At 33.3% G+C, this 12997-nt stretch carries 8 protein-coding genes and 3 tRNA genes; 8 read left to right on the top strand and 3 right to left on the bottom strand.

Going from position 1 to position 12997, the window contains the following annotated elements:
- Positions 1-6 precede the first annotated feature (6 nt).
- Positions 7-86 (top strand) — tRNA-Leu (locus BXU01_RS04895).
- A gap of 309 nt (positions 87-395) precedes the next feature.
- Here the strand turns inward: BXU01_RS04895 and BXU01_RS04890 are convergent.
- The 3 genes from BXU01_RS04890 to rseP all read right to left on the bottom strand — a co-directional run bounded on the left by BXU01_RS04890 (position 396) and on the right by rseP (position 2011).
- Positions 396-469, bottom strand: a tRNA-Asn gene (locus BXU01_RS04890).
- 38 nt (positions 470-507) lie between these two features.
- Positions 508-581 (bottom strand) — tRNA-Asn (locus BXU01_RS04885).
- Positions 582-664: 83 nt separating this feature from the next.
- Positions 665-2011: an RIP metalloprotease RseP gene (gene rseP / locus BXU01_RS04880; protein ID WP_083691981.1), complete on the bottom strand. Its 1347-nt coding sequence runs from the start codon at positions 2009-2011 to the stop codon at positions 665-667.
- 201 nt (positions 2012-2212) lie between these two features.
- Here rseP and BXU01_RS04875 point away from each other — a divergent pair, with 201 nt between their 5' ends.
- From BXU01_RS04875 to hflX, 7 genes are all read left to right on the top strand, one after another.
- Positions 2213-3283: an NADH:flavin oxidoreductase/NADH oxidase gene (locus BXU01_RS04875; RefSeq protein WP_083691980.1), complete on the top strand. Its 1071-nt coding sequence runs from the start codon at positions 2213-2215 to the stop codon at positions 3281-3283.
- A 158-nt stretch (positions 3284-3441) separates the two neighbouring features.
- Entirely contained in the window at positions 3442-4482 is a 1041-nt protein-coding gene (locus tag BXU01_RS04870) for a Gfo/Idh/MocA family oxidoreductase (protein ID WP_083691979.1), read from the top strand.
- 285 nt (positions 4483-4767) lie between these two features.
- Entirely contained in the window at positions 4768-5988 is a 1221-nt protein-coding gene (locus BXU01_RS04865; RefSeq protein WP_083691978.1) for an MFS transporter, read from the top strand.
- A gap of 301 nt (positions 5989-6289) precedes the next feature.
- Entirely contained in the window at positions 6290-9127 is a 2838-nt protein-coding gene (locus tag BXU01_RS04860) for a carboxypeptidase-like regulatory domain-containing protein (RefSeq protein WP_083691977.1), read from the top strand.
- Positions 9128-9148: 21 nt separating this feature from the next.
- Positions 9149-10498, top strand: coding sequence for a DUF5689 domain-containing protein (locus BXU01_RS04855; protein ID WP_083691976.1), 1350 nt, complete (start codon positions 9149-9151; stop codon positions 10496-10498).
- Between the two features lie 136 nt (positions 10499-10634).
- Positions 10635-11501, top strand: coding sequence for a hypothetical protein (locus tag BXU01_RS04850; protein WP_083691975.1), 867 nt, complete (start codon positions 10635-10637; stop codon positions 11499-11501).
- 188 nt (positions 11502-11689) lie between these two features.
- Complete coding sequence (hflX, locus tag BXU01_RS04845) at positions 11690-12934, top strand: GTPase HflX (protein WP_083691974.1); 1245 nt, start codon at positions 11690-11692, stop codon at positions 12932-12934.
- The last annotated feature ends 63 nt before the right edge of the window (positions 12935-12997 follow it).

The following is a 12997-nucleotide window of genomic DNA, read 5'->3' as shown; positions in this document are numbered from 1 at the left end:
TGCTAAGCCCGGATGGCGGAATTGGTAGACGCGCTGGTCTCAAACACCTGTGGGAAACCGTGCCGGTTCGACTCCGGCTCCGGGTACAAAAACCTCTTCGTAACTGAAGAGGTTTTTTTGGTTTTATACATTTCTTGTTCTTTTCGTTTTATATCTGGATTTGCACCGGATTTATTTTTGTTTATTTTCGAATCCTTCTCTATGATTGCTATTCTTGCATATACTCTCGTATTCTCTTTTTTTTTATGAAATTTAATTCTGGTGTTGAAGTCTTCTGTAAATCCAATATAGAATCGCTTAGGTTTGTTGAAATTAAGAATGTAGGGAAGATTGGTGGTAATTGAATTTTTAGCAAAAAAAAATACCACTTACGGATGTAAGTGGTATTTAATAAGCTCCCTCTCTTGGGCTCGAACCAAGGACCCTCTGATTAACAGTCAGATGCTCTAACCAACTGAGCTAAGAAGGAATCACCTTAAAGGTAAATATGTTTGCTAAAAAAAGTTGCTCCCCCTCTTGGGCTCGAACCAAGGACCCTCTGATTAACAGTCAGATGCTCTAACCAACTGAGCTAAGGAGGAAGTTGTTGTTCTTTTTAGCGAGTGCAAATATAGATGATTTTTTAGTTTCTCAAAAATATTTTAGCACTTTTTATAAAATATTTTTACTTGCCAACAATTGCCTTATAAATATCGTTTCCGTTAGCGAATAAAAGGAGTCCTATAAGTAAAACGAAACCAACCATTTGGGCGTTTTCAAGGAATTTATCGCTCGGTTTTCTGCCGCTAATTATTTCGTATAATAAAAACATCACATGACCACCATCAAGAGCCGGAATTGGCAATAAATTCATAACTCCAAGCATAATCGACAATAAAGCAGTGATCGACCAGAATACTTCCCAGCTCCAAGAACTTGGAAAAATGTTAAAAATCGCTGCAAAACCACCTACTTGTTTGTATGCTTTTGTTTCAGGGTTAAAAATCATTTTAAGCTGTTTTCCGTAACCTACTAATTGATCTTTACCTTTTGTTAGTCCCACAGGAATTGATTCAAGGAAACTATAGTTTTTAGTACTTACTTTATAATACCCCAATTTTTCTAAAGATTCAATATTTAAGCCACCAGTAACAATACCTAATTTTCCAGCATTAGAAACTTTAACCGTAACGGGTACTTTTTTTAAATCGCGTAAGACAACTACAGGAATTGTTTTTCCTTTATTACTTTCTAAAATAGCTTTCGCCTGATCAAAATATCTTGTCTCTTGTCCATTAATACTAACAATTAAATCTTTTGGTTTTAAAGCCGTAGTATTTCCTGATTCTGGAGTAACACTTGCCACAGCAAAAGGAATCCTCATGTCTACAAGCGGTGCTTTTTTCTGTTTTGACAACTGATCAACAAAATCAGTAGGCATTTTTATAGTTTGTTGTTGTCCGTTTCTTTCAATCAAAACTTCTTTAGCCATGATAATTTTCATGTTGATATCATTATCGAAGTTTTCTATTTTTTGTCCGTCAACAGCCAGGAATTTATCACCGGTTTTAAAACCAGCTTTTATCATTACAGGACTTTCAACCAAAACCCCGTCTTTTAAATCAGCATTTGCTACATATGTATCACCATAAGCAAACGCCATACCTATATATATAATGAATGCCAGAATAAAATTTACCGTAACTCCACCTAACATAATAATCAAACGTTGCCATGCTGGTTTAGAACGAAATTCCCAAGGTTGCGGAGGCAAAGCCATTTGTTCTTTGTCCATGCTTTCGTCGATCATTCCGGAGATTTTTACATAACCTCCAAGTGGTAACCAGCCGATTCCGTATTCGGTTTCGCCAATTTTCTTTTTTAACAGAGAATATTTAACATCAAAAAATAAGTAAAATTTTTCGACTCTTGTTTTAAATAATTTTGCAGGAATAAAATGTCCTAATTCGTGAAGAATAATAAGTAAAGATAAACTCAATAGAAATTGAGAGAGTTTGATAACTATATCCATTTTGTATTTTTAGTTCGTAATTTAACGCACAAAAGTAACGTTTTCTGATTAATTTGAGACCGCAAGATAATACTTAAGGTTTTAAATGTTTGTTAATTAATAAACATTTAGATTTCTAGTTTTAACAAGAAGCTTTAACTTTACTTTCTTTAAACACTATCTCACTCAATAGGTAGTATAAAACCATTAAAAGTTACAATTATGGCTTCATTATTATTTTCTCCTCTTACTATAAAAAAAGTTACTTTAAAAAATAGAATTGTTATATCACCTATGTGCCAATATTCAGCAATTGATGGATTTGCAAACAATTGGCATTTGGTTCATTTAGGCAGTCGTGCCAGCGGAGGAGCAGGTTTAATTATTCAGGAAGCTACAGCCGTTTCTCCCGAAGCGAGAATTTCTCCTTCTGATTTAGGGATATGGAAGGATGAACATATTGAAAAATTAAAAAGCATCAACGAATTTATTGTTTCCCAACATTCAATTCCCGGAATTCAATTGGCACATGCAGGACGTAAAGCAAGTGTTTCGGTTCCTTGGGAGGGTAATAAAAAACTAGATCTAACAAAAGGCGGATGGCAGACTGTTTCTGCAAGTTCGATTCCGTACCATGAAGATGAGCCATTTCTTCCGGAAACATTGGACGAAAACGGAATTCAAAAAGTTATTTCAGATTTTAAGGCAGCAACAAAAAGAGCTGTTGAAGCAGGTTATCAGGTAATGGAAATTCACGGTGCACACGGTTATTTGTTACACCAGTTTTTATCTCCTTTAACAAATATCAGAACGGATAAATATGGTGGAAGTTTCGAAAACAGAATTCGTTTTACCTTAGAAATTGTAGAAGCTGTACAATCAGAATGGCCATCAGATCTGCCTTTATTGGTTAGAATTTCAGCTACAGACTGGGCAGAAGGTGGTTGGAATCCAGAAGAATCTGTAAAACTTTCAGTAATCTTAAAAGAAAAAGGAGTCGATTTAATTGACGTTTCTTCCGGTGGTTTGGTTTCGCACCAAAAGATTCCAGTTGGTCCTGGTTATCAGGTTTCTTTTGCAGAACAAATCAGGAAAGAAGCAAATATTTCAACAGGCGCGGTAGGATTAATTACCGAAGCCAAACAAGCCGAAGCTATTTTAGAAAATGCTCAGGCTGATGTGGTTTTATTCGCCAGAGAATCGCTAAGAAATCCAAATTTACCTTTAGATTTTGCTAAAGAATTAAATGATGATATTCAATGGCCAAAACAATACGAACGCGCTAAGATTTAAACAATAAAAAAAGGTTGCCACGAATTTCACAAATTTTTACTCAGTTTTGTAAATTATAATTCGCGAAAATTAGTGTAATTGCTTCGCCTCTTCGCTATCGCTCGGGTCGTGGCGAAAAATAATCTTTTTTAATCTGTGGCAAAACAAAATAATACAAAATGAAAAAAATAAAAACAGCACTATTATCATACGGAATGTCGGGAAAAGTTTTTCATGCTCCGTTTTTAGATATTCACCCTGGATTTGAACTTTTAGGTTCTTGGGAAAGAAGTAAAAAATTAATTCAGGCAGATTATCCATCTGTAAAAAGTTATCCTTCTATTGAGGATTTATTGGCAGATGATGTCGATTTGGTAATTGTAAATACACCTGTTGGAACCCATTTCGAATATGCAAAAAAAGTTTTATTGGCAGGAAAACATGCTGTTGTTGAAAAAGCATTTACAACAACCGTTGCTGAAGCCGAAGAGTTAAGCGCAATTGCTAAAGAAAAAGGATTAAAATTAGCTGTTTTCCAAAACAGGAGATGGGATAGTGATTTTAAAACCGTTCAGAAAATAATTAACGAAGGAACTTTGGGAGATTTGGTAGAAGCCGAATTTCATTTTGACAGATACAATCCATTATTAAGTCCAAAAGCACATAAGGAAACAGTAAATGATGGTGCTGGAATTCTAAAAGATTTAGGGCCGCATTTAATCGATCAGGCTGTTTGTTTATTTGGTTCTCCAAAATCGGTTTTTGGAGATATTCGTTATACAAGAGAGAATTCCTTAGTAGATGACTGGATTGATTTATTGTTAATCTATGAAAATTTCAGAGTTAGGCTAAAAGCAAGTTTTTTTGTTAGAGAAGCAAATCCTGCGTACACCATTCATGGTAAAAAAGGATCTTTTCTAAAACCTCGCGGGGATGTTCAGGAAGATGATTTAAAGCTTGGTAAAAAACCAAACTTAGAATCCTGGGGAACAGAATCTGAAACCTTAAAAGGGCTTTTACATACTGAAATTGACGGAAAAGAAATCAGAGAAAAAATCCCAACACTTCAGGGCAATTATTTTTCATTTTTTGACGGCGTTTATGACTCAATTGCAAATAACAAAATAGAACCAGTTACAGCACAAGACGGAGTAAAAGTAATGCAAATTATAGAAGCTGCCATTGCAAGCCATACACAGCAAAAAGTTATTAATTTTTAGAAAGTTAGCACATGGTTTTACGGATGAAATTGGTTTTCGCGGGTTTTATCTTAAAGATATGAAGATTTCTTTAGAGACGCACAGCAGTGCGTCTTTTTTTATGCGAACAAATAAAAACCTTAGCAACTTAGTATCTCAGAACTTTAGAACCTTTAAAAAAACTTTGCCCCTTCAAAAAAGAATTTATAAACATACAACGTTATAAATTTAGTAACTAGTAGGGTTCTATAGTCTATAAAGTTGCTTTTTAGTACTTTTATACTATCAAATCTAAAAAGCATCACTTTGATAAGTTTCAATCCACTATCGTTATTTCAAACCAAAGGTAAAATCAAGAAAGTTTACAGAGAAGCAAAAGCTTCTTATTTAAACCGAATTCGCATTGCCGTGGGAATGTTTTATTTTGGAATGGGATTAAGTTTTGCAACCTGGGCGAGTAGAATTCCGGACATTAAAAGTGCACTAAATTTATCCGAAGGTGATTTGGGGTCAATTCTTTTTGCCCTTCCAATGGGACAATTAATTATTATGCCTTTTTCAGGAAAGATGGTTACCAAGTTTGGTAGTCACAGAATTCTGGTTTTCTCATTGATAATGTATGTTCTATGTTTGGCAAATTTAGGATTAGCCACATCAGCCTTGAAATTATCATTGGGATTGTTCCTTTTTGGAATTTTTGGAAATTTAGCGAACATTGCTGTTAATACACAAGGTGTTTATACTGAGGTACTTTTTAAGAGAACAATTATGTCTTCTTTTCACGGTATGTGGAGTTTTGCCGGATTTACCGGGGCTTTGGTTGGTTTAGGAATGTTAACATTAAAACTGACACCTTTTCATCATTTCTTAATTGTTGGCGGAATTGTATTATTAATGGTTGCTTTCAATTTTCAATTTTTAGTCAAAGCCAAAGAAAAAATAAAACATAAAACTTCTGAAAAGAAAAAGCTTTTTGTAAAACCGGACAGCGCATTAATATGGCTTGGCGTAATAGGTTTTTGCAGTATGGCGAGCGAGGGTGTAATGTTTGACTGGAGCGGCGTTTACTTCAAGGACATCGTAAAAGCGCCCGGAGCTTTAGTAATCTTAGGATATACTTCATTCATGATTATGATGGCCAGCGGAAGATTTTTAGGCGACGGAATGATTAATAAATTTGGCCGCGAACGCGTTATGCAAATTAGTGGTGTCATGATTTCTGCCGGACTTTTTACCGCAGTTTTTCTACCTTATATTATACCATGTACAATTGCTTTTATGCTTGTAGGTTTAGGAGTCGCTACAATTGTTCCTACAGTTTATAGTATGGCAGGGAAAAATCCAACCGTTCCTCCGGGAGAAGCGCTGACAATTGTTTCAAGCGTAAGTTTCTTGGGCTTTTTAATGGGACCACCGGTTATTGGGCATATTGCTGAAAGTTTTGGACTTCAGTTCTCTTTTGCCTTTATCGGAATTTTTGGTGTACTGATTGCCTTTATGGTTTCTAAAATTAGAACGACGGAATAAAAAGTAAATTCTTTTTTTGTCTGTAGATTGAGCAAATTTTATGATAAAGACAAATTAAAGTCAGTTTTAATTAACTGAAACTGTTATAAAGCTTTTTTATTAAATAAAATTTAACAAGAAATTACTTTATTATTGTTTTTTGTCTATATTTGATTTTTGAAATCAATTCTATAATAGATTTTGAATATACCATAAGTCTTTTCCAAAGACCAATTTTATCTTTTGATATAACAATTTAAAATGTTTTGAAAGCCAAAGCAATTTAATCTGAAAATTATTGATCAAAGTAAATTGGTTTTTCATGGAAAAAAAATACACACTTGTTTTTATTTTATTGTCTTTCGGAATTGCTTTTGCACAACAAGAAACTACTTTTTCAGGAATAGTAATCGATGCAAAGACACAAAATCCTTTGGAAAATATTGTGATAAGCATTCAGAATTCTTCTATTACACAACTTACCAATACAAACGGAAAATTTGAATTACATTCTTCCATACAAGGAGAACAGTTATTACTATTACATAGTCAGGGATATAAAGATTTATTATTAAAAATAAATTCAAATTCTGAACAAAAAGTTAATCTCGGGATATTACAATTAGAAGATAATTTTTCTCTGGAGATTCCTGCAGCTTTAATCACATTGTTAGACAGCGATTTGTCTGATGATAATAGTTCATCAGAGATGACTTCAGGACTTTTGCAATCTTCAAAAGATGCTTTTATGCAATCTTCAGCTTTCAATTGGGGACAGGCAAGGTTTAGGGTTCGGGGTTTAGACAGTGAAAACGGAACTATGATGCTCAATGGCATGAGCATGAATAAAATTTATGACGGAAGGCCACAATGGAGTAATTGGGGAGGTTTGAATGATGTGCTTAGAAATCAGGAATTCTCTGTTGGGGCAGCAGCTTCAAATTACACTTTTGGAGGGATATTGGGCACACAGCAAATTTCGACCCGTGCTTCGGCGTATAGAAAAGGAGCAAGGCTTACTTTTTCAGCAAGCAATACCTCTTATAACTGGCGTGCCAATGGTACATATGTTTCAGGAATGAATTCTAAAGGTTGGGCGTATGTAATTTCAGCAGGGAAACGATTAGGAAATGAAGGTTATTTTGAAGGAACCAATTTTAATGCAGAATCATTTTTTGTTAGCTTGGAAAAGAAATTAAGCAACAAACATTCTTTAAATTTTACAGGATTTTATACCCCTAGTTCCAGAGGGAAAAATTCAGCAAATACAAATGAAGTAACACAATTAACCAACGAAAAATACAATTCATATTGGGGTTATCAAAATGGAGAAAAACGAAATGCAAGAGTAAAAAACGTCGAAGAGCCTTTAGCAATGCTAAATCATTATTTTAAGATAAATGAAAAAGCAAATCTTAATTCGACTCTAATGTATCAGTTTGGGAAAATAGGAAATAGCACGATTGATTACCAAAATGCAAATAGCCCTGATCCTGTTTATTATCGAAAATTACCCGGATATTATACTTCGCTTTATGGAAAAGATATTGGAGAGCTTTCTGGAGATTTCACTCCGGATTATGTAAGTGCAGAACAAAACAAAAGACTATTTCTGGAAAATCCTCAAATTAGATGGGATGAAATCTATCAGGCGAATCAGAAGCCAATATTAAATTCTAATGGAAAAATTATAGGGTATCAACCTTCACAAAGTCATTATGTTTTGTATGAAGATAGAACAGATGACAAAACTTTTTCTGCCAATACAAACTTAAATATTCAAATAACAGACAATAGCAGTTTTGATGGCGGAATGACATTTAGAAATCTGAAATCACATCAATTTCAATATCTTTTAGATTTATTGGGAGGTCAATATTTTACAGATATTGATGCTTTTTATAGTGGAGATCAGGCACAATCGGATTTACAAAATCCAAATCGGCAGGTTAAAAAAGGAGATATTTACGGATACAATTATAATTTGCTGGCTACGACAATTGATGCTTTTACACAGTTTAAATTTAGTTATAATAAGGTCGATTTTTATGTGGGACAATCGTATTCGATTTCAAATTATCAAAGACAAGGTTTGTATCAAAACGGAATTTATTCAACAAGTTCTCTGGGTAAAAGCCAGAAAGTAAATTTCGAGAATTTTGGTTTTAAAGGCGGATTCACCTATAAAATTTCAGGAAAACAATGGCTTTTTTTCAACGGAATGCATCTTACCAGAGCGCCATCCCTTCGAAATACTTTTGCAAATTCCCGTTTAAATAATTCAGTTGTTGACGGAATTGAAAATGAAAATATCACAAGTGCCGAAGGTAACTATGTCTTTCGCTCCCCTAAACTTAAAATTCGCACAACGATTTATTATACGTTGATAAAAAACAGCACTAAAACTTCTTTCTTTTATGCAGAAGGAATTTTTGACAGAGGGGCAAGCTATAATAATACAGATGCATTTGTAAGTCAGACTTTAACAAATTTAGATAAGAAGAATATTGGAGCAGAATTAAGTTTTGAATATCAAATTTCATCTACCATAAAAACAACCTTATCTGTTGCTTATGGTAATTATACCTATAATAGTAATCCAAATGTTTCGATTACAAACGATGCAAACGCTGCGAAAGGAGATATACAAACCACTTTTGATTTTGGAGAATCTTATCTTAAAAGCTATAAACAACCAGGTATGCCACAACAGGCTTATTCGCTTGGATTAGAATACAGAGATCCAAAATATTGGTGGCTGGGAGCAAATATTAATTATATGACCGAAAGTTATATTGATGTTTCGCCTATTGCCAGAACAGCTCGTTTCTATAAAAATCCAATTAGTGGTCTCGTGTTTCCTGAAGCTACAGAGAACCGGGCCGCAGCTTTATTAAAACAAGAAAAATTTGATCCAATTTCATTACTAAATCTTACAGGAGGTAAATCTTGGCGTGTTTCAGGAAAATACATCGGACTTTTTGCAAGTATAAATAATGTTCTGGGACTTACTTATAAAACGGGAGGTTTTGAACAAGCCCGAAATGCTAATTTCAGGGCACTTAATCAGGATGTGTCGAGTGAAACACCATCATTTGGTCCCAAATATTTTTATGGTTACGGAAGAACATATTTCATGAATCTTACTATCAGTTTATAAATTTTTAAAACATAAATTATAATGAAAAATAAATTACTAATCACCTTTCATGCTTTCCTGTCATTCCTTTTTTATAGTTGTAATAATGAAGTTGAAATTCCAAAATTAGAATGTACACAACCTAATTTAGCAGTAAATCAAACAGTTCAAAAAGTGAAGGATCTTTCCGGCTCAGTACCTAAACAATATAGTTTCAATGATGTAATTGAAGCTTATGTTGTATCCAGTGATGAAGGTGGTAATTTTTTTAAGGCGATTTCTTTTCAAACATTAGCGACTGATCAAATACCAGCAATTGGATTTAGTGTTCCTGTTGATGTTTCGAATACATATATTGACTTTCGTATTGGAAACAAAGTCTATATAAAACTTAAAAATCAATTTACAGACCTATATTTTGGAAGTTTAAGACTGGGAAGCCTATATGTGAGTAATTCCGGTGATCCAACAATTGGAAGAGTATCGCAAAATGATTATAAAAATGTTCTGAATGCTTCATGTGTTGTTATTGATGAAAGCCAGTTGGTTAAGTCCGTTTCTATTGAAGAAGCATTAAAAGATGATCGTTTAAATACTTTGATAGAGTTAACCGATGTTCAGTTTTCTGAAGAAGCAATTGGTCGTCATTATTTTGAAGAATCAAATAATGTGGGAGGAGCAACCAATTGGAATTTGCGCGATAAAACAGGGAATCAAATTATTTTCAGAACAAGCAGTTACGCTGGTTTTGCAGATAATATTGTTCCTCAGGGAAGCGGAAAAGTGAGAGGAATAGTGACAAAATTTGGATCAGATTATCAAATGATGATCAGATCAGAAAAAGATTTGGTAATGAACGGAAAAAGAACTGTTCCGTTTTTTGCTGAAGATTTTCAATCGGTGAAGAATAATGTAAACTTCACGCTGCCGGGTTGGAGTAACATTGTAGAGAAAGCTTCAAAAATATGGAAAAGTATGCTGTATGCCGGAAATGGATATGCAGAGTTCAATACTACGAGTACAACAGCCGCCGAAAATATTGCCTGGTTGGTGACTCCTAAAATCAATATGAATGGTTATAAAAATGCAGTGCTGTCTTTTAGAAGTGCTCAGCATGATTTGAAAGTTGATTCTCCTTTAAATTCTCTTGAAGTGTATATATCAGAAAATTTTAACGGATCAAATATCGCGAAAGCGAAATGGACAAAATTAGAAGCAAATTTACCTTCATTATCAACACCAACACGTCAATTTATAAGTTCAGGAGGAATTGACTTATCATCTTATTCCGGAAATATTCATATTGCATTTAAATACATTGGATCAGGTAAAGACAAAACACTCAATGGTGCTTTTATGGTTGATGATGTTAAAATTTTTGGAGAAAAATAAGCCATTGAATTTTTAAAAATTAAATTAAAGTGCTGATTTTTAGGTGATAATTTAATAGTGAATTGTTTTTAGGATTTAAACTGTTAAAATTTAATTGAATTTTGTATTTTGGTCATCCCAAATTGATACAAAAACTATGAAAACCTACTTTATTGCCATCATGATGATGGTTTTTCCATGCTTGTTGCACAGTCAGGATCAAAATGCTCCTGTTAGATTAAAACAAATCAACATTGTAAAAACAAATTACCAAAATTCTAAAGACGGCGAAATTGTAAATAAAACCGTTGTATTTAAAGAAGGAAAAATACAAACTATCACGACCTCAGATGTCGTTCAGCATTTTTTTTACAATACAAAAGGATTGTTGGATATGACCGTAAAAGACAAAGTTGGAAGCGACTGGAAAGAAGTCGTAAACTACTCCTATGATGCGGACAATAACATTACAAAATTTGTAAAAAAGTATCAGGAAGGAAACGATTACATCACAAAAACGGTAACTTTTGGATATGAAGGAGCAAGAGTAAAAGTAATCACTAAAAAAAGTACAAATCACCAGAATATTGTTGATGATGTTGAATACATTGTCGAAAACGGTATCATTGTAAGACGTACTACCAGAGATCGAAACAAAGCAATAATTGGTAAAATTGAATACGTTTATATCAATGATAATGTTGCCAAACACAAAGGTTTAGTTGGTGATAAAATATCTAAAACATATACTTTTGATGATAAAAAATCTGTTGATGCTTTAATTGTTCAGAGCTTATTTGGGGATAATTATAAAGTAATTGTACCAATGATTTCTTATCATGAAGATGAATTTAGTTTTGAAGCAATATCGTATAATAACGAAATGAATTTTAGTCCATCATCTGCTGTTTTAGTAGCTGTGAGCAGAAAATTTAAATACAATAAATTAAACTATCCAATTTCTTGTTCACAAGTTGAAGAAAACGGTATTGTAAAAACTGAAAAGACTTTTATTTACGAATAAATCGCTTTTTAAAATATTTCAGACCATTTAAAATTAAGATATATATGAGATTAAATTCTTATTATTCTTAGATTTTAGATGGTTTTCTGTTTTATAGAAAAGACTAATTTCTTAAATAGAACTTAAAAACAAAATTCTATAAGCGTTAGTACCTTACAAATCATTAAATTTGCACCTTATTCAAAGCTATGTTAGAAAAAGAAATTATAAATTTTGAAAGAACTGCCATTGTTGGTATTGTGACTCAAAATCAAAGTGAAGAAAAACTTAATGAATATCTTGATGAATTAGAGTTTTTGACTTTTACCGCAGGAGGAGAAGTTATTAAGCGCTTTTCGCAAAAAATGGAACGCCCAAATCCGAAGACTTTTGTTGGAACAGGGAAAATAGAAGAAATCAATCTTTTTGTAAAAGAAAACGACATATCGACTTTAATCTTTGATGATGAATTATCACCATCACAACAAAAAAATATCTCTAAAATTATAGATTGTAAAATCTTAGACAGAACGCACCTTATTCTGGATATTTTTGCACAAAGAGCCGAAACTTCCTATGCAAGAACGCAAGTTGAGCTGGCTCAATGTCAGTATTTATTGCCTAGACTTTCTGGTATGTGGACGCACCTTGAGCGCCAAAAAGGTGGTATTGGTATGCGTGGACCTGGAGAAACTGAAATTGAAACAGACAGACGTATTGTTCGTGATCGTATCGCACTCTTAAAAGACAAGATAAAAACGATCGACAAACAAATGGGTGTTCAACGCAGTAATCGTGGGGCTATGGTTCGTGTGGCTTTAGTGGGTTATACAAATGTTGGTAAATCGACATTGATGAACGCTGTAGGTAAAAGTGATGTTTTTGTTGAAAATAAATTATTCGCAACATTAGATACAACAGTTCGAAAAGTGGTAATTAAAAATCTACCTTTTTTGCTATCAGATACTGTAGGTTTTATTAGAAAACTGCCAACTCAATTGGTAGATTCATTTAAAAGTACATTAGATGAGGTTCGTGAAGCTGATTTATTGTTGCATGTTGTAGATATTTCGCATCCTGATTTTGAAGATCATATCGAATCTGTAAATCAAACTTTATTAGAAATCAAGAGTAATGATAAGCCAACAATTATGGTTTTTAATAAAATTGATGCCTACAAACATTTGACAATTGACGAAGATGATTTAATTACAGAGAAAACAAGAAGACATTACACGCTTGAGGAATGGAAACAAACCTGGATGAGTAATGTAGGTCAGAATAAAGCCTTGTTTATTTCGGCTACACAAAAAGAAAACTTTGAGGAATTTAGAGAAATAGTCTACGAAGCAGTTCGCCAGATTCATATTACAAGATTTCCTTATAATAAGTTTTTGTATCCGGATTATAAAGATGCAATCGAAAAAGAAGAAGATTCTGAAGATCAGGAATAAATTAACTTTACCGCAAAGAACGCTAAGATTATATTAATGTATCTTCATAAAACACAAAGTTCG

This window comes from [Flexibacter] sp. ATCC 35103 (assembly GCF_001975985.1).
Classification (GTDB): domain Bacteria; phylum Bacteroidota; class Bacteroidia; order Flavobacteriales; family Flavobacteriaceae; genus Flavobacterium.
Note: the sequence above shows the minus strand (reverse complement) of the source record. Positions and strands in the feature narration are given on the sequence as shown.